This is a genomic window from Nocardiopsis sp. ATB16-24 (assembly GCF_030271535.1).
In the GTDB taxonomy this organism is placed as follows: Bacteria; Actinomycetota; Actinomycetes; order Streptosporangiales; family Streptosporangiaceae; genus Nocardiopsis.
Genome location: NZ_JASCXJ010000023.1, coordinates 8,797 through 31,800, shown reverse-complemented (window position 1 = coordinate 31,800; position 23,004 = coordinate 8,797). Strand labels below are relative to the sequence as shown.

Genomic DNA, 23,004 nt, shown 5'->3' with positions numbered 1-23,004 from the left:
CGCACACCGCGCCCCCCGGGGGGAGGCCCACCGCGCGGACGCGCACACGGCCGTGTGCGCGTCCGCGCGGCCCGGCTCAGCCCTCGGCCCGCTCCACGACGGCCGCCCACTCGTCCAGCAGCCGCCGCGCGGTGTCGGTGGTGGGACCCTCGGCCCACAGGTGGGTCACGGCCTCCGCGGTGTCGGGCAGGACCAGGGCCCAACTCCCGTCCGGCTCGATCACCCGCACACCGTCGGTGGTGTCGAGTTCGCGATCGCCCGCGGCCTCCACGACGGCCCGCATGACGCTTCCCTTGACCGCCCACGGGGTGGGCACCGAACGACGCAGCAGGTGCGCCTGGGGAATCGTGCGGTCGATCTGGCTCAACGATCGGCGGGTCCTGGCCACCAGGGCCAGCAGTCGCACGAACGCCGCGATGGCGTCGCTGGTGGGGCCGAAGGACGGCACGATGAAACCGCCACGCCCATCACCCGCGAAGATGATGTCGTCCTCCGCGCGGACCGCCTTGGTCAGCTCGTCGGTGGCCGTGGCCGTCCAGCGCACCTTGACCCCGTGCGCGGCGGCCACCGTCTCGGCGACCCTGGTGGTGGTCACGGGCAGGGCCACCGTTCCGCCACCGTACTCGGCGCAGACCAACTCCAGGACGACGAGCAGGGCACGGTCGCCGTCGACCAGTTCGCCCTTCTCGTCGACGATGGACAGCCGCTCCGCCACGGGGTCGAAACGCACCCCGAAGTCGGCGCCCGAACCCGACACCAGCTCGCCCAGGCGTTTCAGGTCCCGCTCGTACTTGGCGACCGTGTCGGTGGGCGAGGACTCGTCCAGGCGATTGTTGACGGTGAGCACGTCCACCCCGATCCGCCCCAGCAAGGAGGGCAGGATCAAGGAGCCGCTGCCGCCCGCGCAGTCCACCACGACCTTGAGCTCGGCCTCGGCGATGCCCGTGGTGTCCACCTTGCGCAGCAGCTCGTGCGAGTAACCCTCCACGTTGCGCGACGGGAAGGTGAGCTCCCCGATCTCGCCGGGGAAGGCACGACGGTACTCGGCGCGGGAGAAGACACGGTCGAGTTTGCGCTGGGCCGCCGGCGACAGGTCCGCCCCGTCGCCGTCCAGGAACAGGATGTCCACCGACTCGGGGTCGCCCGGGGTGGTGCGCACCGTGATACCGCCGCTGACACCGCCCTGGGAGGTGTGGAACCGGGCCACCGGCAGCGGCACCACCTCCAGGTCACGGACCTCGATGGCGGCCGCGGTGAGCGCGCTGATGATGGCCCGTTTGAACGTGCGTGCGGCGCGCGAGACGTCACGCGAGGTGGTGACGATCGCGCCCTTCTTCAGGGTGGTGGCGTAGGCGTTGGCCAGGCGCACCGCCAACTCCGGGGTGATCTCGACGTTGATCAGCCCCGAGACGCCCCGAGGGCCGAACAGCGAACGCTGTCCGCGCGACTCCCAGATGACGTTGGTGCTGACCACCGCCCCGGCCTCGATGGTCTTGAACGGGTAGACCTTGACGTCGTTGTGGACGTAGGCCTCGGACTCGATGACGCAGTCCTCGCCCACGACCGCGCCCTCCTCGATCCGGGCGGCGGCCATGACGTCGGTGTTCTTGCCGATGACCGCGCCGCGCAGGTTGGCGCCACGTCCGATGAACACGTTGTCGTGCAGGACGGTGCGGTGGGCGAAGGCCTCCGCGCGCACCACCGCGTTGCTGCCCACCACGGTGAACTCGCGCAGTTCGGCCCCGGCCTCGACCTTGGCGTAGTCACCGATGTAGAGCGGTCCCTGGAGGATCGCCTGGGGATGGACCTGTGCCCCCTCGCCGACCCACACCCCCGGGGAGACCTCGAAACCGTCGATCTCCACGTCGACCTTGCCCGACAGGACGTCGGCCTGGGCGCTGAGGTAGCTCTCGTGGGTGCCCACGTCCTCCCAGTAGCCGTCGGCGATGTAGCCGTAGAGGGGCTCGCCCTCCTCCAGGAGTTGGGGAAAGACGTCGCCGGACCAGTCCACGACCTCGTCCTTGGCGACGCGTTCGAGGACCTCCGGTTCCATGATGTAGATGCCGGTGTTGACGGTGTCGGAGAAGACCTGGCCCCAGGTGGGTTTTTCCAGGAAGCGCTGGATGCGGCCCTGCTCGTCGACGATGATGATGCCGAACTCCAGCGGGTTCTCCACCCGCTTGAGGCCGATGGTGACCTTGGCCCCGCTCTCACGGTGGAAGCGGACCATGTCGGTCAGGTCGATGTCGGTGAGCGCGTCGCCGGAGATGACGATGAAGGGCTCGCCGCGCAGGTGCTCCTCGGCGTTCTTGACGCTGCCCGCGGTGCCGAGCGGGACCTCCTCGGCGACGTAGGTGAGTTTCATGCCCAGTTCTTCGCCGTCACCGAAGTAGTTGCGGATGAGGGTGGCGAGGAACTGGACGGTGACCACCGTCTCGGTGAAGCCGTGCTTGCGCAGCAGGAGCAGGACGTGCTCCATGATGGGCTTGTTGACCACCGGTAGGAGTGGCTTGGGCTGGTTGGCCGTCATGGGACGCAGGCGGGTCCCCTCTCCGCCCGCCATCAGGACGGCTTTCATGGGAGGCGCTGCGTTTTCTGTGCCTTCGGTCTGGCTCATCGCCCATACCTCCGTACGGCTGTACCGCCGGGAAGATCCTTGGGAGGATGATGCTCGGAGATCGCGCGGTAACGCGCCGTGGGACATGTTCTCATTGCGGAGACGACACTCCCTTTCCATCCGACTGGACTCGTGGTGAGCCGACCCGTCGGCGGATCAGGGGCCGGTTCGCCCCTGGTCCGGGGCGTGTCCGCGCACGGAGTCGCTGTCCTCGCCGGCCCTTGGGCCACCGATGTGATCAGCGCGTTCGTCGCGGCGGGTCTGGGCGATCAGGCGCAGACCCTGTACGGCGTAGAGCAGTCCGGCCCACCAGTACAGAGCCGTTCCCCAGAGCGCGAAAGCCCAACCTATAATCCTCGCCACATCTGCGATCACCGACGCGTAACCGGCGATGAAAAGCAGCGGGAAGGAGTAGAGAAGGCAGAGTGTGGCGGCTTTTCCGGCGAAATTCACCGGAAGGGGCCCGTAACCGAAATGACGCAGAATCGGCAGGGCGCCCAGGATGAGGACGTCGCGCAGGACCAGGATGGCCATCAGCCACCAGGGCACGATGCCGCGCACGACCAGACCGAGCAACGCGGCGAAGATGTAGAGGCGGTCGGCGAGCGGGTCGAGGATGATCCCCAGGCGGGAGGTCTGGTTCCAGGCCCGGGCGATCTTTCCGTCGAGCCAGTCGCTGAGTCCGGCCAGGGCCAGCACGAGCAGCGCCCACCAGTCGGCCTGGGGCACCAGGACGAGCCACAGGAACAGCGGCACGCCCAGCAGCCGCAGCATGCTCAGGAGGTTGGGAACCGTCCAGACGCGGTCACTGACCACATCGCCCCCCACCGTGAGTCTGCCATCGTGCGCGGATCGCCCCATGGCGCCAACGATAACGGGCGGGAACGTCGTTTCCCGCCTTCGTGGGTTCCACCGGCCCTGACGTGGTCCGGAGGACAGCCGCAGCCTGATCGTACCCTGTACGGCTTCCCGACTCCCACCGCCTCGCTCCTGCCCCGTTCAACGCGGGACGCCGGACCGGGGTTCCCGGTACCGCGAGGTCACCGTGGCGCGAGGTGGTCCGCTAGAGCGCGCAGACGGCCCGGGCCGGTGGGTTCGGTCTCTTGGAGCGGGATCTCCACGGTGCCCAGGTGCGCGAAGCGTTCCCTGGTGGCGGCCAGGGCCTCGGCGGTGTCGGGTCCTGAGGTATGACCGGCGGGGATCTGGTTGACGACCACCGGGGCGAGACGGAACCCGGAGTCGGTGAGCCGTTCCACGGCCCGCGCGGTCTCGGCGAGCACCATACGGCGGGGCAGCGTCACCAAACGCACCACCGCGTCGCGGCGCATGCGGTCCGCTGCGCGCTCCAGGCGGTGACGGCGAGCGTGCAGACGCTCGAGGAGAGGATCGGACTCCTCCTCACCGCCGACCACGTCGGCGAAGGCCTCGGCACGGCGAGCCCGCTCACGCCGGCGGGCCAGACCCACCACCCAGGGCGTCAGGAGGGCGGGCAGGTCGAGCAGGCGCAGCAGGTGCCCGGTGGGCGCGCTGTCCACGACCAGGGCCTCCCATGTGCTCCCCACCTCCTCCATCCGGTCCACCAGCAGGTCCGCGAGCGCGGACTCGGCCATGCCCGGGCTGGAGCCCGCCTGCTCCAGGTGCCGGCGCACGGCGGGCATCACCTCGCGTGGGACGGCCCTGTGAGCGTCCTCCAGCACCTGGGCGATACGGCGGCGCACGGCGGCGTCGGGGTCGGGTTCGGCGGCCCACAGGCCCGGCGCGACCTGTACGGGCTCGTCTTCGAGCTTCGCCTCCAAGACGTCGCCCAGGGAGTGGGCGGGGTCGGTGGACATGACCAGCACCCGGCGCCCGGTGTCGGCCAGGGCAAGGGCCTGGGCGGCGGCCAACGTGGTCTTGCCGACCCCGCCCTTGCCTCCGACGAAGGTGATCGCGAAGGGGCGGTCCGCGGCGTCGGGGTCGGTCAACAGCAGCCTCCCGGGGCTCCGAAGTCCTCGCGTCCCATCCTGCGGTGCCACTCGTGCAGGTCGGCCACCATGTACGGGATCAGGTCCAGGGTCTCGTAGGCCACCGGGTTGTCCACACCCAGGGTCTCCAGCATGAGAAGCGCCCGCAGGGTGTCCTGCTGGGTGCGCGCCTCCCGTGCGCGCGCGTGTCCCCAGCGCGCCTCGAAGACCGCCTGATGGAAGGCCTCCACACGGCGCCAGGCGGCGACGAGGCGCCGCCAGGACCGTCCCAGGGGGGAGGACCCGACGGCGCCCACGGGCACGGGACCGGAACGGTCAGCGGTCGCCACCCGCGTCCTTTCCGGAGGTCTCCCCGCCGGTCCCCTCCTGGACGGTGGCGGCTCCGGTGTCGCCGTCGACCGGGGCGGGGGGGCTCTTCCACGCCTTGTACAAGGCGACGGCGGCCTCGACCATCATCCACAGGGCCAGCACGAGGATGATCCCGTCGAGCGGGGCGAGCAGGAAGGTCTGCATCGCGTCCCCCGACCTGGCGAACTCGCCGAGCTGGATGACCAGCGCCCAGGCGGTCATGACCGCGAGGAACACCAGTGGAAGGAGGATCATGATCGGGTTGCGACCACGCTTGGCGACCCACACGGCGATCACGGCCAGCGCCAGGCCCGCGGTGAGCTGGTTGGTGGTGCCGAACAGCAGCCAGAGGGTTCCCACCGCGAAGTCGCCCGGCACCAGGGTCAGCGCGAAGGGGATGAGGACCGCCACGAGGGTGGCGGCGGTGATGTTGCGCGCCAGGAAGGACAGCAGCCGACGCGGGGCACCGCCGGAGGCGAAACGCTCGGCGGTGATCGTGGCGATCTCCTGGATGATGTAGCGCTTGAGCCGGACCGCGGTGTCCAGGGTGGTGACGGCGAAGCTGACGATCACCAGCGCCCCGAAGACCAGCGCGGTGCTCTCGGGAACGCCGATGTTGGAGGCGAAGCCGGCGACGCCCTCGACGAACATGCCCTGCGGGTCCGACGAGGCCGCCTCCCAGTCGACGTAGAGGCCGTTCCAGTCGGTGCCGCTGTTGGCGGAATAGAGCACGACGCCCGCGGTGCAGGCCAGGATCGAGCACAGGGCCAGGGTGCCCTCGCCCAGGGAGCTGACGTAGCCCACGTAACGGGCGTCGGTCTCCTTGTCGATCTGTTTGGAGGTGGTGCCGGAGGCGACCAGGCTGTGGAAGCCCGAGACCGCGCCGCAGGCGATGGTGATGAACAGCAACGGGAAGATCGACGGTGAGCCCGCCGGGGTGTCGCGAAAGAGCGGGGCGGCGATCGTGTCCATGCCCACGACGACGCCGACCATGATGATCAACAGGGCGATGACCATCTGCTGCTGGTTGATGTAGTCACGAGGCTGGAGCAGCAGCCACACCGGCAGGCGCGAGGCCACGAAGGCGTAGACGAAGACGAGGACGATCCACAGGAAGTTCTCCTGGAGCCCGACGGCCTCGGCGACCGGCGCCAGGCTGAGCGGCAGGAGCTGCCCCAGGGGAATGCAGACGTAGATCAGGCCCAGGGCGATGAGCGACGGCACCAGTGCCGCGGTGCGACGACGGTAGATGACCTGGCCGACCGCGATGGCCAGTGGAATGGTGACCAGGGTGGGCAGCACCGCTTCGGGGGTGCGCACGAACAGCCCCGCGACGACGATGGCGAACACCGCGTTCACCATGGTCACCAGGAAGAAGATGATCAGCAGGAACAGGATGCGCGCCCGCGGTCCGATGACGTCACCCGTCAGGGTGCCGATGCTGCGTCCCTTGTTGCGCAGGGAGACGACGATGGAGCCGAGGTCGTGGGCACCGGAGGCGAAGATCGTGCCCAGGACCACCCACAGCAGCGCCGGTCCCCAGCCCCAGAACACGCCGATCGCCGGTCCGACGATGGGGGCGGCGCCCGCCACCGAGATGAAGTGGTGGGCCAGGACGATGTGCTTGTTGGTGGGGACGAAGTCCACTCCGTCCTTGAGGGTGTGCGCGGGTGTGGTGAAGGACGGGTCGAGAGCGTAGACGCGTCGGGCCAGATAGACCGAGTAGAAGCGGTAGGCGAGGGCGAAGAGCGCCAGGGTACCGAGCAGTACGGCTACGGCAGGCATGGGATTCCTTCGGGGTGGACGCCTCGGGGGGAGGGGGTGGCTGTTCGATCGCCGTGCGATGTGTCGTTCGAGTACAGTCCCGAGAAATTAGCATGAGGCGCACATCACAGAAAAGGACGAACGTGAAAGATCTGGTCACGGCGTGGCGTGGTTCCTACGCGGGCGAGCTGTGCTGGCTGACCGCGGACGGACCCGCCGCCGTCCCGGTGGTGCCCCTGTTCACGGACCGACCCTGTGCCGCCCTGCCCCTGGCCCACCTGCCCGAGATCGACTCGCTTCCCGCACGTGCCGCGTTCTGCGTGAGCGCCCCCGCCGGTCCGGGCTCTCCCACCGTGGTCGCCACCGGCGCGATCAGCGTGAGCCTGGATCTTCGGGGTGAGGAGTTCGGCGAGGGTCTGGTGGAGCAGGAGGTGCTCAAGCACCCTCCCAGTCGCCTGCGCGTGGGCAGCCTGATGGCCCGTAGGGAGAACTGGTGGTGGATGGCGCGTGCCCTGGTCCGGATGACCTCGGTCGACGACGTGCGGAACCTTCCCGCCCGTACCCGCGCCGAGGACGCCGTCCTGGTACGTGAACGGGACGCGGACGTGCGCGTGGACGTGGTGACCGCCGAGGACTGGTCCGCGGGGCCCGGTCGGGAGGTGGAACTGTGGCGGCGCGACGGCGGTGACCTCGACGGACGAGGCGGACCGGCGCTGGTGATGGGCCACCAGGCCAGTCCCGACTTCGAGCGCTGGGAGCGCTGGTTCCGCGGTGGAACGTTGTCGGGTCAGGTCCTGAGGGTCGACACCGCCGAAGGGGACCCCGACCCCGCCCCCCGTCCTTTTCGTCTCCTGGAGCGGCTGCGCAACCACCGGGAGGTCGAGCGCGCCTGCCGCGCCGGCGTGGCCGCCGTGGAGCGCCGCCGCCTGGGGCGTTGAGGGCCTCCTTCGCACGTGTGGGGTCCTGACCGTCCTCGCCCGGTGTGTCGGGCTCAGAGCGCGAGGATGCGGTCGGCCTCCCGGTGGCCGGAGAGCAGGGCTCCGTGCACGGTGCCCGCGTGTTCGGTCTCGGTGGCCTCTCCCGCGAAGAACACCCTCTCCCCCATCGGCTCGCCCAACGCCGCCCTGTCGCCGTCGCCCGAACCCACCGCCGTGTAGGAGAACGAGCCCTGGGAGAAGGGGTCCTCCATCCAGTGCGTGAGGTGATGGTCCAAGGGATCGGGCGCCTTGCGGAACATCGCACGCAGGGAGGCCATGGCGTGCTCGACCGCCTCCTCCTCGTCCTTTTCGGCGATGAACCGCGCGGCGCGACCACCGTTGCGGCTCACCAGGATCGGCGCGTCCAGGACCCGCTGTCCCGCGTACCAGTGGAACCACGCCCCCTGCTCGGTGCCCAGGTGGACCAGTACCTCCGCATCCCCCCAGAACACCTCGTCGAAGCGCAGGAAGAGCTTCTCCAAACGGCCGCTTCCCAGCCGCTCCACCGCGTGGCGCTTGTCTTCGGGAAGCGGCGGGTCGAAGTCGACCCGGCCGGCCTTGAGCACACCCAGGGGCAGGGTCACCAGGACACGATCGGCGGTCAGCGTCTCCTCTCCTTCGGGGGTGTCCACGCGCACGCGGACGCCGTCGTCGTGGTGGATCGCCCGCACCACGTGTTCCAGTCGCACGTCCAGCCCCCGCGCCAGGTGGTCGGTGAGTCGGCCCATGCCGTCGGGGAAGACGACGTCGTCACCGCCGAACTCGTGCAGGGCGCCCACGGCGGCGAAGGCGACCTCCTCGGCGTCGGCACCGTGGTCGTACTCCACCAGGCGGTGCACGATCTCGTTGGCGTCACGAGCCCTGGCCCGTACCAGGTTGGCGTCGTAGAGGGCCTGCTTGATGCCCTCCTCCATCGACTCCTGTTCGTCGGCCTTGACCTTGTCCCAGTACATGTGCTCGTTCAGCAGGTGGACGTCCTCCATGTTGCGGCTGTGCCGATCGAAGAGCAACCGTCGTCCCTTGGGGTCGTAGGCGGTCTCGGTGGAGCGGTTGAACACGGCGGTGCGGAGCCCGACCTCCTCCACCAGACTCGTCAGGGGGTTCCCCTCGTCCCCACGCATCCAGGAGGCGCCCAGGTCCAGGGTGGCCGTGTCCTGCCACGCGCGCACCGAGTGGATACGCCCGCCCAGGCGGTCACGGCCCTCCACCACGGTGACGCGCTCGCCCTCCTCGGCCAACCTGTCCGCGGCGGCCAGTCCCGCCATGCCCGCGCCCACCACGATGGTGTGTCCCCGTCCGGACGCGGCCTCGCGCCCACGCGGTGGGGCCTGGGGTCGCTCGCTGCGCTCCTCCGTCTCCTCGTTGGCCTCCGTGCCGGGGCTCTCGGGGTCGGTCATCGGGATTCCTCCATGGGTCGGGTGTGGTTGAGCGACGATGAGAGCCCGGTCAAGGGTCCTGGGCCGCGTGCGCGGACCCGGAAAGGACACCCCGACCGCACGCGACCGGTGCGCGCCCGGACCGGCCACGTGCGGCGGTGTGCCCGGCTCCCGCCGGGTCCGCCCGGAGGCGGTCCGGCGGGCCGTTCCTCACTGGGTCGTGGGCGGCTCGCCCTCCTCGTCCTCCAGTTCCACCCGCTCGCGGCGACGTTCGCCGCTGACGTGCTCCTCACGGGTCACGTCGCGCTTGCGCACGCGCACCTCCTCGACGGGGACCTGTTCCTTGGAGACGACCGGCCGCTCCTCGTAGAGCGTGAAGACCTCCTCGCTCTCCCCCATCTCCTCCGCCTCGCGGGCCGCCTCGGGGTCCTCGATGCGACGGCGTTCGACCTGGAGTTCGTCGTGGCGCAGCGGCACCGACTCGTCGAACCGCTCGGTCTCCACGTACTTGTGCAGGCGGGCCCGGCCCGTCTGGCGACGCTCCACGCCGATGTCCACGCGCTCCTCCGAACGCGTCATCGCCGCCTCGTCGGTCTCCATCCCCCCGGTGGCCTCGTCCTCGGCTCTGCCGGTGGGCTGCGGTCCGGTGGCCTCCAGCGGCGGGCCTCCGTGCTGGGCGTAGTACTCGCGGACGATCTGCTCCTCTTCGGGGGAGATGTGGCGGTCGGCGTCGATGCGGGGCGCTTCCTTGACGGTGTTCTTGTCATAGGGCACCCGGATGTCCTCCTCCACGGGCTGGGAGCCCTGGAGCGGAACGAGGGTCTCGTTCCTGCCGAACAGGCCGGTGTGCACCGACACCCAGGTCGGCTGGTTGGTCTGGTCGTCCAGGTAGACCTGGTTGATCCGCCCGACGTTGTCGCCCTCTTGGTCGAGGACGTGATGTCCGATCAGGTCTGCGGGCGTGCGCTCACGTGCCACTGTGTCCTCCCGTTGTCCTTTGTGCGAAAAGGGCGCGGGTGGCGCCCAGGACCGTCCGCCCACTGGCCTACCCGCCCTGACCTGGTCGGACCAACGACTTCGGCCGGCCGCTAACCAGACATGGGGAAGCGTTGACGGGGGTTTTTCCAGAACGCCTCGCGGTTGGTGCGCGCCTTGTTCCGCGTTGACCCGGAAAGGGGCACGGACACCATGACCGCACCTGAAGTCATCAAATGATGACAAAGAGTGATGACAGGGTGGAGCGAGGGTCGGGGACCGACAAGAGCGGCCCCCGACCGCAGAAGGTCAGCAGGTGTTGTCCCTACTGTTACGGAAGGTGACGTCGCGGACCACCGTGCCGATCGCGCACGGGTTCTCGTTGAGGGCGGTGTCGACCAGGGTCAGGTTCCGGAAGGTGACGCCGGAGGTGTTGGCGAACTCCGAACGTGCCGCGATCCTCACGTCCCCGGGACCGGCGATCGTGCCGCCCGCCAGGGTGACGTTGTGACAGTTCTCGATCAGGACCGCGTTGCTGCCGGTCCGGGCGATGTCCACCCGGTCGATGACCGCGCCGCCGCTCTCGGAGACACAGAAGACCCCTCTGCCGCCACCGCGGGCACGAACCTCACCGACCCGGATGTTGGTGGGGTGACCGCTACCGATACGCCCGTTGCGGTTGGCCATGCGGAAGGCCGCGTAACCGGTGCCCGTCCCCGCGCCCTCGGCGTCCACCACACCGATCGAGGCGTTGACGGTGTTGTTGAGCAGCAGACCTGAATAGCCGGTGTCGCGGGCGGTGACGGTGCCGATGGTCACTCCGTCCACGCTGTAGGTCTCCACCCCATGATTGTCGGTGCCCGACACGTAGACGTCGTCGATACTGATGTCGCGCGTGGTGCGCGCGGCGTCGCTGCCCCGGCTGTCGATGCGCATGCCCAACCCCCTGGACAGGCGCAGGTCGATCTGTCCGAAGTGAACGTTCTGCGAGCCGCGCACGAAGACGCCGAAGTAGGGAGATCCGGTGACCGACAGGTGCGGCACGGAGACGTTCTGGGCGTTGCGGATGCGTACGGCCGCGTGGTCGGTGCCGACCGACCCGCTGACGTGGATGGTGCCGCACACCTCCAGCAGGGTGTGACTGGGTAGGTCCAGCGAGGTGTTGGCGGGCATGGTGCCCGAGCCGCGCACCACCACGCTCTCCTGGGAGGAGCGCCCCGCCGAGAGGCTGTCCACCGCGGCGCGTACGGCCGCCGTCATGTCACCACCGCTGTAGACGGTGCGACCACCGTTGCGCGCGGTCCAGGTGGAACCGCTCTGGTCGACCTCGGCGTCATAGGCGCCACCGCCGCACGCACCGGGCGAGGTGCCCGCCCCGTCGACGCGGACCAGGTCCCAGACCTGGTTGGCACCGCCGAGCGAGTCGAACTGGGACAGGCGGTCGCCCGCGGTGGTGCTCCACTCCCACACCTCCAGGGCCTTGCCGCTGTTGCGGTTGATCAGTCGGACGCCGCCGCCGGTGTCCACCGGGCGCCACTGCTGGTTGGCGGACCCGTGATCGGTGAACTGGCGGATCTCGGCGCCGTTGGCGGTGGAGTGCTCCCAGACGTCGACGGCCTTGCCGCTGTTGCGGTTGACGATGCGATAGTAGCCCTCGCCCGCGGGGACGAAGCGGAACTGCTGCCAGGGCCGGTCGGTGCGCTGCCATTGGATCAGTTCGGCCCCGTCCTGGGTGGAGCCGCTTCGCACGTCGGCGACCAGGCCGCTGTGGTGGTTGCGCAGGACGTAATGGGCGCCGGTGTCGATGTCGGCGGCCTGTGCCGGCGTGGCGGCCAGGGCGGACAGGCCGCCCGTGCACAGCAGGACGGCCATGGCGGCGTACAGGAACCGCCACAGGCCCCACGGACGACTGGAGGAAGGGGGCGAGGAGGACCTCGGAGAACGGGAGGTCGGGGGGTCGATGGGCACTGCTGCTCCTCATGTGCGAGTCCCGGACGACGGTGTCCGGAGGGGGAGGGACAGGGAGCGCTCCCAAGAAGCTGGAAACTAACACGGAAAGCGCTTTACCGGTAGCCGTGGAACTACGCGACGCCACGGCGGCACCCGTGTACGGAGCCCGCCCCGCCCCGAACGCGCCGCGGCCCACCGCAGGAGCGGGCCCCTCCGCACGGCGCGATCCTACGCGCCCCACCGGAGCGGAGCGCGCACGTGGGCGAGGTGATCCCACGTGCCACCCGGCGTCCGGACCGGCCCGGTCGACGGCCGACCGGGCCGCCGACCGCCGCTCCTCAGCCCGGGCGGCGGCCCTGGACGGAGTAGATCACGCAGGAGCAGGCCCGGAAGGAGGGGTCGGTGAGCAGAGCGCGCACGTCGGCGAGCTTCTCGTCGGTCATCCCCTCGCGCAGGAACGCCTCGCGCAGATGACGGGTGTGGTGGGCGATCAGGTGCACGCCGGGCGACGCGGCGTCCCACAACTGCACGTGGGGCCGGGGGTCGATGTCGACCAGGCCCGCGCGACGCATGGCCTCGGCGGCGTTGGCGCCCCAGGCCGGGTCGGCCCCGGCGCGGACCATCAGCCTGGTCTTGGCCTCCTGAAACTCCTCGTAGAGTTCCCGGGAGGCGCTGTCGGGCATGAGCAGCGCGGGCCCGTACCCGATGTCGAACTCGTCGAGTTGGAGCACCCCTCCCGGTTTGAGCGCGCCTACCAGGCGCTCCAGGACGGCCGTCCGTTCGGGCAGGTGCAACAGGACCAGCCGGGAGTGGATCAGGTCGAAGGCGGCCTCGGGCAGCGGGTCGCGGACGATGTCGTGGCGTAGTACCTCCAGCCCCTCGGCGTCGGGGATGCGCTCGGGCTTGATGTCGGTGGCCAGCACGCTTCCGGTGGGGGCGACCCTGCGCGCCAGCCAGAGCGCGACGCTGCCGCCCCCGGCCCCCACCTCCAGGCAACGCCATCCCGGTCCGACCCCGGTCTGTTCCAGGCGTTCGATGGTCATCGGGTCGTAGGCGGCGGCCAGGAAACGGTGCTGGTCATGGGCGTGCGCGCTGTGGTTGTCGAAGACGTAACGCGCCCCGGCGCGCGGGCGTGGGGCCGCCTGGGCCGTGTCGGTCAACGGGTCCTCCTCTGGTGTGGAACGGTCATGGGCGTGTGCCGACGGCCTGGGCCGCGATACGGGTCAGGGTGGCGGTGCACACCTTCCCCGTCGGGCCGAGAGGCAGTTCGGGCAGGATCAGGACGTGTTCGGGGAGTGCGTGCGTGTCCAGGCCGCGCTCCCGAGCCAGGAAGGCGGCGAGTTCCTCCAGATCGGGCGCCTGCGTTCCGGGGACGGGGACCACGCAGGCGCACACACGTTCGCCCAGGTCGGGGTCGGGCACCGCGACGCAGTGAACTTCGGCCAGACGGGGGTGGGCGCCCAGTTCGCGCTCCACCTCCACGGGGCAGATGTTGATCCCGCCGCGGATCACCGTCCGGCGCAGACGGCCGACCACGTGGAGCGTCCCATCACGCTCCAGGCGCCCCAGGTCCCCGGTGCGCACCCATCCGCCCGGCGCCCGACGCTCGGCGTCCAGGTCGGGGGCCGCGACGTGGCACAGCGGCGTCATCGGGCCCAACGCCCAGATCTCTCCGGTCTCCCCCATGGGCAGGGGACGGCCCGCGGGGTCGCGGATGCTCATCCGCGCCACGTCGGGGGCGGGGCGGCCGGCCACCCCCGGTTCCCAAGCGCCGGGGTCACGGCCGGTGTGGCAGTTGACCCCGTCGGTGGAGCCGTAGACGTTGACCACCGGCCGGTCGAAACGCGCGACGCAGGCGTCGTGGACCTCTCGGTGCAACGGCGCCCCGCTGGACACCACCACGCGTAAGGAGGAGGTGTCGGCATGGTCGGGCAACGCGGCGACGCGCCGCAGCATGGTGGGCACGCCGATCAGGTGGGTGGGCCGGTGGCGTTCCACGGCCCTCAGCGCGGCGGCCGGATCGAAGCGGGAGAGGACCACCAGGGTGCCGCCGTGCCGGGCCAGGGTCACCGGAACTCCGAGGGAGCCGAAGGAGGAGGCCAGCGAGACCAACAGGAGGGCGCGCATCGGTCCGGGACCGGCGTGCAGCGCCCCCACGTAGTTGCCCCGGCCGCCCGCCATGGCGTTGTGCGTGTAGGCGACCATCGAGGGTTCGCCCTCGGTCCCCGAGGAGATCAGGATGCGGGCGGGGGACTCCGGATGGGGCCGTGCCGGCCGCCAGTCACCGACCGTTCCGGGATCGGGACCGTCCAGGCTGTGGGCCCCGGGACGGGGCCGGCCGAACACCCACACCTGCTTCAGGTGGGGCAGTTCCGTTCGTGGGATCTGCCTCGCCCTGTCGGGGGTGGTGATGAGCGCCGTGGCACGCGCACGGCCCAGGATCGCGCGCACGTCCGCGGCGGAACGTTCGTGGGGGACGGGCAGCGAGACCGCGCCGACGGCCGCGACGGCCAGGTCGGCCACGACCGCCTCACGCCCGTTGGGCAGCAGGACACCGATGACGTCGCCCTCTCCCCTGCCCTTCGCGGCCAGCGAGGCGGCGGCCGGGCGCACCCGCCCGTCCAACCCGGCGTAGTCGAGCGCGCCCCGGTCGTCGATGACGGCCTCCCGGTCGGGGTGTTCCCGCACGTGTTCGCCGAACAGGTCGTACAGGTCCCTGTCGGGACACCAGCCCCTGTCGACCCATCGGGCACGCAGGTCCGGTGAGACCAGGTCGGTCAGCACCAGTCCGTTGGACGACGTCCACGTCATCGGTTCTCCGTGTGTTCGGTGATCGGTACGCGCACGGGCCTGTCGGGCTCCGGCCCGGGGGGTCATCGCCGGGCGCCGACGGTGACGTCGGGAGCGGGGGTGCGCGGAGCGGACCCGCCCCGGTGCGCGCCGCCGTCGTCGGCGTTCCTCCTCGTGTGCGCGGGACCCGCGGCGGGGGCGAAGCTCCACGGGGCACGGACGCAGGACGCGCCGTCGACCGTGTCGAAGGCCCCGGCGAACTCCGGTGCGGCCGCCATCGCCGCCAGGTCATCGACCGGCGCGGGGCCGCCCTCCTCTCCGCCCGCCCTTCCGCGTCCGGCGCGGCGCAGCAGCCGGGCCGCGTCCGCCAGACAGGTTCTGGCCCGTACACCCGCACCGGTGCGGGTACGGGTCAGCAGCGCGGCCACCGCCGCCTCGGCCGCCAGGACGCCGCCGAGCACGTCGGTGAGGGTCAGCAGGGAGGGCGCGGGCTCCTCCGACGGTCCGGCGAGGAGGTCGGCCACCCCGCCGTGGGCCTGGACCAGGTAGTCGGTGGCCAGCGCGCCGGGGCCGGGCGACCGTTCCGCCCAACCGTCGGCGTGCACGTGGACCAGGCCCGGTGCGAGGCGGACCAGGTCCTCGGGCCCCAGCCCGAACCGTTCCGCGCGTCCGGGGGGCCAGTTGTAGAGCAGGACGTCGGCCGTGGCCGCCAGTTCCCGTGCCGTGCGGCGCCCTTGGGAGGTCTTCAGGTCCGCCTCGACCACCCCCTTGTCCCGGTTCAGGGCCAGGAAGCGGGCGGAGCGCCCTCCCGCCATCGGCGGCACACCGCGCATCGGGTCGCCTCCGGTGGGCTCGATGCGCACCACCTCGGCACCGAGCATGCCCAGCAGGAGTCCGGCGAGCGGTCCCTGGATCCGGGTGGTGGCCTCCACCACCCGCAGCCCGGACAGCGGCGCGACCGCCTCGGCGTCGAGCGGGGCCGGCCTGGGGGCCGGTGCGCTCTCCAGCAGCCGTAGTCGCCACTCCGACTCCGGTGCCGGTTCCTCGGCCTCCTCCACGGTGCGTACCGGGGCGACGCTCATCCCCGACCGTCGCGCGGCCGCGTTCAACCGGTCCGGTCCCACGGCGGCGACGGCGGCGGGCAGTTCCGGAGGCAGCGGGCACACCGCGGTGGCGAAACGCCGCTGGAAGGGGGGCCAGCCGGCGGAGATCGCCGCGGAAGGGGCGCCCAGGTCCCGCCAGAAGCGCAGCCACACCTCGGCGTCCAGGGTCTCGATCTCCACACGCGTGCCGTCGGCACAGCGAAACGGTGGGACCGGGGTCCCCCGCGCGGGTACTTCCCGGTCCCTCGGCGGGCCGTGCTCCCCGCCCGCGATCGCCGAGACGCTGTCCGCCGCCACGTGGGGACCCGCGGCGAGCAGAGCGGCCGCGGCCACCGAGACCCGGGAGGCCAGCGCGTCTCCCCCGCGCGTCAGGGCCAGCGCACAGGCCGCCACCGCCTGCGCGGTGAGCACCCCCGCGCACACCGACGCGTAGTCCACCCCCAGGAACCGGGGAACGCCGCGGGACCTGCCGTGCAGGTGGGCGAGCCCGCACACGGCCTGGACGTCACGCTCCCCGGTCAGGGGCAACGCCACCGGGCCCCGCCAGTCGACACCGCAGCCGACCGGCTCCGGCACGGTCCCGCCTCCGGGCATGGCGGTCAGCCCGATCCATCCGGCGGGGGCTTCGGGCGGCGGGGTTCCCGGTCCGTGGAAGACCTCGCATCCCAGCGCCGCCAGACGCTCCGCCGCCACCCGCAGCGGGACCGAGTCGCCCACCGCGTGCGCGGTGGCCCCCGCCAGCGGGCGCGGAGAGGCACCCGCACTCATGTCCAACGCCCCGTCCCGCGGGTGTCGGGGCGCAGGCCCAGGGTGTCGCGCAGCACGGACCGGCGGACCTTACCGGTACCGGTGCGTGGCAGCGCGTCCCAGGTGGTCACCACGGGCGCGGCCATCTCCGGCAGGTCGGCGACGGCGTCGTACCAGGCCAGGGTGTCGAGCCGGCCGCTGCGGGTCGCCACCACCGGGACCGGTGGGCCGTCGGGGACGCTCAACACGACGCACTCCAGCACGTCGGGCAGGCGTTCGTCCACGACGTCCTCGATCTCCAGGCAGCCGCCCTCGGCGAGGGCGTCCACCTCGCGGTCCACCAGCCTCACCCCTCCGGTCCGGGTGAGGACACCGATGTCTCCGGTGTTCCACCACTCGCCCACCATCTTGGACCGCCAGCGTCCCTCCTCGCCGACGTAACCCAGGCACAGGGCCTCGGTACGGCAGAAGATCAGACCCGGCACGCCCGCGGGGACGGGACGCATGGTGACGGGGTCGACCGCGCGCAACCGGGTGCGGGTGGGCACCGGGTGGCCCAGGTGCCGTGTGGTGGGACGGCGGCCGTCCCGTGCGGCCAGGGACCGCCGGGTCAGGAAGCGGAAGGTCAGCGGACCGGTCTCGCTCTGGCCCCAGCCCTGCATCCACACCGGCCGACGGTGCCCGGTGGTGTCCAGGAAGGCGCGCACGGTCGAGGGGTGCATGGCGTCGAAGGTGCTGACGTAGAGCCGCACCCGGTCGAAGGGGGCGTCCTCCCGCCGTGCTCGGTCCCGCCATCGCACGAAGGTGGAGGGCTGGGCCTCCAGGGTGGTGGGACGGTGTCGGCCCAGGTGCGGGCCGGCCTCGGCCCAGTCGGCGGTGCTGACCACGGACAGCGCGCCGGGGAACAGCCACAGCACGCCGGCGGTCCAGGCCAGGGCGCGCCCGTGCGCGAAGGAGATCGCGGCGGTCACCGTGTCGTCGGGGCGGCTTCCCAGGACGGGCCAGCGGTGTGACTCGAACCCGGCCAGGCGACGCATGAGGGTGCGGGTGGAGTGCGTGACCAGTTTGGGCACCCCGGTGGTGCCCGAGGTGTGCATGATCGCCAGCGGCGCCTCCACGGGAGGCCTGCGCGGCGGCGGTGCGGTGGATCCCCGCACGTCGTCCAGGACGAGGACGCGCCTCGACGGATCCTCGCCCGCGCCGTCGAGGACCAGGGTGCGGGCGGCGTGCACCGTCAGGTCGTTGCCCGTGCCGCGGGCCGCGGCCACCAGCGCGGCGTCGGTGACCAACAGTGCCGGGTCCAGGCGTTTGAGCAGGGCCTCCAGGGTCTCCGGTTCCAGGTGCGCCGACAGCGAGGCGGGCACCGCGCCGAGTCGGGCCGCCGCACAGGACAGCAGCACGTAGTCCCAGTGGTTGCGTTTGGCGATGGCGACGCGGTCGCCGGGGCGCACCCCGGCCGCGGCGAGCCAATCGGCGGCCTCGCGTACCACCGCGGCCGCGCCCGGTACGTCCAGGTCCTGTCCCAGTCCGGGGGCGATGTCCAAAGGCCTGCTCAGGTGGACGGCGGTACCGCTGCCGCGTTCGGTCAGGTCGTCGAAGAGGGTGCCCAGGTGGATGGGCTTGGTGAACAGTGTGATCACTCCTCGGTGGGGGTGGTCGCGGCGGGGGTCCTCTCCGCCGTGGAGGTGAGGAAGGCCAGGATCCGTTCGGAGGCGATCGCGGCGGAGGAGATCGCGCCCTCGCTGCACGGGCGCAGAGCCGTCCAGTCCCCGGCGTAGTCCACGGCCGCGGGTGGACGCGTGACGAAGGCGGGGCGCCGTCGGATCGCCTCCGGCCCCGGTGCGGGCAGCCCGTACCGGAAGCGGTGGACGTACACGGCCTCGATCCGCCTCCGCAGCCCCGGCATCAGGTGTTCGGCGCGGGCGGCGAGCGTGTCGGCCGCGTGCTCGTCGGAGGCGTCGAGGAGTTCGGCGGTGCCCCGCGGTGAGGCGATCAGGGAGACCAGGCCGTGGCCGTTCCCGGCCCTGTCCGGGTGCTTGTTGTGGTCGACGGTGACGGCGTTGAGCAGCGGATCCTCGGGGGCGGGCACCAGGGTGACGAATCCTCCTCGGGCCCTGACGGGCTCCACCGGACGGTCCAGCACCAGGGAGATCCGGAGCATGGGCGCGTACCCGCAGGCGTCCAGGTAGTCGCGTTCGGTGTCGGGTGCTCGGGGATGCAGCCGTGCCGCGATCGGGGCGGGCACGGCCAGTACCGCGGCGTGTGCGGTGACCGTGCTCGCCGGGGAGTCCAGCCGGACCCCTTCCGGTAGGACGGTCACCCCGGTCACCGGATGGCGGGTGGCCACGTCGAGCCGGGAGGCCAGGGCCCGGGTCAGGGTGTCCATTCCGTCACGGTAGGTACGCCATCGGGCGCTGCTGCCCGCACTGGCCAGATGCGCGGCGAAGGGCGCGGCGGCCACCTGGTCGGGGTCCCATCCGAAGAATCCGGCGGCCAGTGGACCGAGCAGTCTCTCGCGCAGTTCGGGGTGGTAGGGGCGCAGCAGGTCGGCGAGGGTGCGGGCGCCCAGCGGTGAACGCTCGGGACGTTCGGGGTCCAGCCCCGCCCGAGCGAGCCGCAGTTGCAGGCGCAGCAGGTCGGCCCGTGCGCGTGCGGACAGACCGGCTCCGGTGAGCAGGCCCAGCGGACGACCCGCGTACGGACGGACCCGTCCGCGGCGCCACACGGCCAGGGCACCGCGGATGCGGGGCACCGCGCCCCGGTCGGTGTCCAGGCCCAGTTCCCCGATCAGCCGCCAGGTGGCGGGGTAGGAGGTCGCGGGGGGCAGCATCTCCGCGCCCGTGTCGATGAGGCAGCCGTGTTCACGCAGGGTGCGCATTCTTCCGCCCACGGCTTCGGCCGCCTCCAGCACCCGTACCGAGCGGCCCGCGCCGGTCAGGGCGTGGGCCACGGCCAGCCCCGCCGGGCCCGCGCCGACCACGGCGACGTCGACCCGCCCGCTCACGCCGCCGTCCCCGTGAACAGGGGCACGATCAGGTGCGCGGCGATCAGCAGCACCACGGTGACGCGGTGGGTGTGGATGGCCAGGCGCCGCGCGAGCAGGATGTCGCCGCGCACGAAACCGATGAACAGTTGGGTCACCCGCATCACCAGGACGGGGGCGAGTACGACGGGGAACCACCACGGGGAGATCCCGGCCATGAAGGATCCGGTGATGAGCGCGCTCTCGGCCGCGGTGACCGCGACGATGAAGGCGGTGTTGAGACCCCGTGGTACCCGCGCGGCGACGGTGATCCGCCCGGCGGCGCGATCCCCGGCGGCGTCGTTGGTGTTGGAGTACAGGCCGAACAGCATGGGGCCGAACCCGAACAGCAACGCCTGGACCACGACGAAACCGTCCAGTTCGCCGGTGAGCAGCCCGTAGGGGACCAGCACCCAACCCACGCCCAGACCGATGAGGAACAGCTCCTGCAAGCCCCGGTAGCTGATCTTCAGGCCCCAGGAGTACTGGACGGAGGCGATCACGCACAGGGCGGCCAGGGCCACCGCCCACACCGGCCGGTGCGGGGCGGCCCAGACCACCAGGGCCCACAGCCCCGCGCTCACGGCGGTGGCGGCCCAGGCGAAGCGCAGGGCCTGGGGCTCGGTGAGCGTTCCGGCGACCAGGGGTTTGCGCGCCAGGCGGCGGCGGGCCGCGTCCGATCCGTAGTTGGCCGCGTCGCTACCGTCCCGGTGGCCGGTGACGTCGTCGAAGGCGACCATCGCGGCGACCACGGCCACCTCGGCGAGCAGGATGAGGGCGAGCAGGCCGAGGGTGCGCGGCTCCCAACGCAGCGCGGGCGCCAGCATGGCCAGCACCAGGGGCAGACCGATGTAGTAGTCGACGATGTCGAGTTTGGCCAGCCGCGCGTAGGCGGCCAGGGTGCCGCGGGCCGGTGCGCTCGTGGGCGCTTCGGGCACCGCGGGGGGTGCGGTGAGCCGGTCGGTCATCGGGCACTCTCCTCGGCGAACGCGCACACGGTGTCGGCGACGTGTTCGACCTGGGCGTCGCTCAGGTGGGGGTACAGGGGCAGGGAGACGTTGCGCCGGGCCGCGGACTCCGCACCCGGCCAGCGTCCGTGGGCGGGGGCGTGTGCGGCGAATCCGGGCTGGGCGGGCAGGGTCCGCGGGTAGTAGACGTGGGTGGCGACCCCCCTGGCGGCCAGGTACGAGCGCAGTTCCTCGCGCCGCTCGGTCAGCAGGGTGTAGACGTAGTGACAGCGTCCGTCCCCACCGACGGGCGGCGCCGTGATCCCGTTCTCCACCAGCGGGGCGAAACGGCGGGAGTAGTACGCCGAGATCTCGGCCCGCCGGGCCAGACGTGCCTCGAACCCCTCCCACCGGTGGAGTTGGAAGGCCGCCATCACCTCGTCGAAGCGGCTGTTGTACCCCACCTGGTGGTGCAGGAAGCGGTGTTGGCCGTCCTGGCCGTGGTTGCGCAGCATGCGCGCGCGGACGGCGAGTTCGGCGTCGCCGGTGACCACCACACCGCCCTCGCCGGGCATGCCGAAGGTCTTGACCTGGACGAACGAGTACACTCCGGCGTCGCCCCACATCCCCGCGGGGCGTCCCGCGAGGGTTCCGCCCTGGGCCAGCGCGGAGTCCTCGACCAGGCGCAGCCCGTACAGGGAGGCCAGTTCGCCGAAGCGGGGCATGTCGGCCATCACGGAGAACACGTGTGCGGGCATGAGCGCCCTGGTGCGTCCGGTGACGGCCTTCTCCGCCGCGTCGGGGTCCATGGTCATCGTGACCGGGTCGACGTCGGCGAAGACCGGGGTCGCGCCGCGGGCGATGACGGTGGCGGCCAGTGGGGCGCAACCGAAGGCGGGTACCACCACCTCGTCCCCGGGGCCCACGTCCATGGCGGCCAGGACGAGTGTGAGCGCGGAGGTCCCGCTGGAGCAGGCGACCACGTCGGCCGCGTCCAGTCGGTCGCGGAGCACCCGTTCCAGTCTGGCGGTGTGCTCGCCGAGGATGAACTTCTGCGCGGCCCCGGTCCCGGTCGCGTGCACGACCTCCAGCAGGGTGTCGAGGTCGGCGTCGAACAGGTCGGGGGGAAAGAAGGGGATGTCGTGCGCGGTCGCGGTGCTCACCGGCGCCTCCCGGCGTAGAAGTCCTCGATCTCGTCACAGACCCGGTCCACCTGTGCCTCCGTCAGGTCGGGGTACAGGGGGAGGGCGAGGGCCTTCTCGCACGCCTCCTCCGCGCGCGGGAAGTCCCCGGGAGCGTGCCCCAGGTGGGAGAAGCACGGTTGCAGGTGCAGCGGGACCGGGTAGTAGGTCTCGGTCCCCACGCCCGCCCGGGCCAGATGTGCGGCCAGGGCGTCACGGTCCCGGACCTGGAGGAGGTGCACGTAGACCACCCGACCGCCGCCGGGGTGCGGTGCGGCGGCGCTCGGCACCGTGAGCACCCCCGGTACCCGCCGCAGGCGGGCGTCGTAGCGCGCGGACAGCCGGGCCCGCCGGTCGATGTCGGCGTCGAGCCGGGAGAGCTTGGCCAGCAGCACGGCGGCCTGGAAGTCGTCCATCTTGCTGTTGCAGCCCGCGAGGACGGTGGGGTTGGCGATGCCGGGGAAATCGTCCAGGGTCCGCCCGGAGCGTCCGTGGTGGCGCAGTGCCCGCGCGGTCTCGGCGATGCCGTCGTCGTCGGTGAGCAGCGCGCCGGCGTCGCCGATCGCGCCGAGCGTCTTGGACGGGAAGAAGGAGAGCACCCCTCCCGAACCGAGCAGACCGGCGTGGACGCCGTGCAACCGCATGCCGATGGCCTCGGCACTGTCCTCCACCAGCGTCAGGCCGTGCCGGCGGGCCACCTTCCGCAGGCCCTCCATGTCGGCCAGACGGTCGAACAGGTGCACGGGCATGATCATGCGGGTGCGGGGGGTGAGGACCTTCTCCACCGACAGCGGGTCGATGCCGTACCCGTGCTCCTCGATGTCGGCGAAGACCGGGACGCCTCCGGCGAGCACCACCGAACTGGCCGTGGCGACGAAGGTGTAGGCGGGGACGATGACCTCGTCTCCGGGGCCCAGCCCGGCCGCGCGCAGCAGCAGTACCAGCGCATCGGTTCCGGAATTGACCCCGACCACGTGACGCGCACCCGTCCAGTCGGCCAGTTCCTGTTCGAATTCGGCGACCATAGCCCCGTGGGAGAATTTCCCCCGTTCCATGACCCGCAGGAGGTTCCGGCGGATCTCCGGCCACAGGTCTTGGAAAGTGGCCGGCTGGTCGAAGAAGGGGACATCGATGCGTTCTCTCCTCTCGGACACGGGTCCGGGAGGTGAAAGCGTTCTCTTCACGTTCGTGGTTTTTCTTTTTCGGGGGGAGACGGGTACCGGGGCCGGCCGCGGCGGGAACG

At 71.6% G+C, this 23,004-nt stretch carries 17 protein-coding genes; 1 reads left to right on the top strand and 16 read right to left on the bottom strand.

Annotation, left to right across the window (positions count from 1 at the left end; all coding sequences use genetic code 11):
* Window positions 1-76: 76 nt before the first annotated feature.
* The 5 genes from PFX91_RS20400 to PFX91_RS20380 form a co-directional block, all read right to left on the bottom strand.
* Entirely contained in the window at window positions 77-2,578 is a 2,502-nt protein-coding gene (locus PFX91_RS20400; RefSeq protein WP_285734348.1) for a mannose-1-phosphate guanyltransferase, read from the bottom strand.
* A gap of 195 nt (window positions 2,579-2,773) precedes the next feature.
* Window positions 2,774-3,445, bottom strand: coding sequence for a cardiolipin synthase ClsA (gene clsA / locus PFX91_RS20395; RefSeq protein WP_285734346.1), 672 nt, complete (start codon window positions 3,443-3,445; stop codon window positions 2,774-2,776).
* Window positions 3,446-3,657: 212 nt separating this feature from the next.
* A complete protein-coding gene (locus tag PFX91_RS20390; protein WP_285734294.1) occupies window positions 3,658-4,581 on the bottom strand; it encodes an ArsA family ATPase in 924 nt (307 codons plus the stop codon).
* Window positions 4,578-4,883, bottom strand: coding sequence for a cory-CC-star protein (locus PFX91_RS20385; protein ID WP_502888346.1), 306 nt, complete (start codon window positions 4,881-4,883; stop codon window positions 4,578-4,580). Before PFX91_RS20385 ends, PFX91_RS20390 begins: the two co-directional genes overlap by 4 nt.
* Window positions 4,884-4,896: 13 nt before the next feature.
* Window positions 4,897-6,714: a carbon starvation CstA family protein gene (locus PFX91_RS20380; protein ID WP_285734292.1), complete on the bottom strand. Its 1,818-nt coding sequence runs from the start codon at window positions 6,712-6,714 to the stop codon at window positions 4,897-4,899.
* Window positions 6,715-6,836: 122 nt separating this feature from the next.
* On the opposite strand from PFX91_RS20380, the gene PFX91_RS20375 reads away from it, so the two are divergent.
* Window positions 6,837-7,631 carry a hypothetical protein gene (locus tag PFX91_RS20375; RefSeq protein ID WP_285734290.1) on the top strand — a complete coding sequence of 265 codons (795 nt, stop codon included), beginning with the start codon at window positions 6,837-6,839 and terminating at the stop codon, window positions 7,629-7,631.
* A 53-nt stretch (window positions 7,632-7,684) separates the two neighbouring features.
* Here the strand turns inward: PFX91_RS20375 and PFX91_RS20370 are convergent, their stop codons facing one another.
* The 11 genes from PFX91_RS20370 to PFX91_RS20320 form a co-directional block, all read right to left on the bottom strand.
* Entirely contained in the window at window positions 7,685-9,067 is a 1,383-nt protein-coding gene (locus tag PFX91_RS20370) for a flavin monoamine oxidase family protein (protein WP_285734288.1), read from the bottom strand.
* 189 nt (window positions 9,068-9,256) lie between these two features.
* Window positions 9,257-10,024, bottom strand: a complete 768-nt coding sequence (locus PFX91_RS20365; protein ID WP_285734286.1) for a PRC and DUF2382 domain-containing protein — start codon at window positions 10,022-10,024, stop codon at window positions 9,257-9,259.
* Between the two features lie 306 nt (window positions 10,025-10,330).
* Window positions 10,331-11,989, bottom strand: a complete 1,659-nt coding sequence (locus PFX91_RS20360; protein ID WP_285734284.1) for an RICIN domain-containing protein — start codon at window positions 11,987-11,989, stop codon at window positions 10,331-10,333.
* A gap of 320 nt (window positions 11,990-12,309) precedes the next feature.
* Window positions 12,310-13,131, bottom strand: coding sequence for a class I SAM-dependent methyltransferase (locus PFX91_RS20355; RefSeq protein WP_285734282.1), 822 nt, complete (start codon window positions 13,129-13,131; stop codon window positions 12,310-12,312).
* 25 nt (window positions 13,132-13,156) lie between these two features.
* Window positions 13,157-14,782, bottom strand: coding sequence for a class I adenylate-forming enzyme family protein (locus PFX91_RS20350; RefSeq protein WP_285734280.1), 1,626 nt, complete (start codon window positions 14,780-14,782; stop codon window positions 13,157-13,159).
* 62 nt (window positions 14,783-14,844) lie between these two features.
* Window positions 14,845-16,632, bottom strand: coding sequence for a CoA transferase (locus PFX91_RS20345; protein ID WP_285734278.1), 1,788 nt, complete (start codon window positions 16,630-16,632; stop codon window positions 14,845-14,847).
* On the bottom strand, window positions 16,629-18,248 hold the full coding sequence (locus PFX91_RS20340; RefSeq protein WP_352231710.1) for a class I adenylate-forming enzyme family protein: 1,620 nt from the start codon (window positions 18,246-18,248) through the stop codon (window positions 16,629-16,631). Before PFX91_RS20340 ends, PFX91_RS20345 begins: the two co-directional genes overlap by 4 nt.
* Window positions 18,248-19,615 carry a protoporphyrinogen/coproporphyrinogen oxidase gene (locus PFX91_RS20335; protein ID WP_285734273.1) on the bottom strand — a complete coding sequence of 456 codons (1,368 nt, stop codon included), beginning with the start codon at window positions 19,613-19,615 and terminating at the stop codon, window positions 18,248-18,250. Before PFX91_RS20335 ends, PFX91_RS20340 begins: the two co-directional genes overlap by 1 nt.
* Window positions 19,612-20,601 carry a UbiA family prenyltransferase gene (locus tag PFX91_RS20330; RefSeq protein WP_285734272.1) on the bottom strand — a complete coding sequence of 330 codons (990 nt, stop codon included), beginning with the start codon at window positions 20,599-20,601 and terminating at the stop codon, window positions 19,612-19,614. The genes PFX91_RS20335 and PFX91_RS20330 overlap by 4 nt, the downstream gene beginning before the upstream one ends.
* The gene (locus PFX91_RS20325; RefSeq protein WP_285734270.1) at window positions 20,598-21,743 is read right to left on the bottom strand and encodes a DegT/DnrJ/EryC1/StrS family aminotransferase; all 1,146 of its coding nucleotides are present in this window, start codon (window positions 21,741-21,743) and stop codon (window positions 20,598-20,600) included. The genes PFX91_RS20330 and PFX91_RS20325 overlap by 4 nt, the downstream gene beginning before the upstream one ends.
* A complete protein-coding gene (locus tag PFX91_RS20320) occupies window positions 21,740-22,915 on the bottom strand; it encodes a DegT/DnrJ/EryC1/StrS family aminotransferase (protein ID WP_285734268.1) in 1,176 nt (391 codons plus the stop codon). The genes PFX91_RS20325 and PFX91_RS20320 overlap by 4 nt, the downstream gene beginning before the upstream one ends.
* Window positions 22,916-23,004 lie beyond the last annotated feature (89 nt).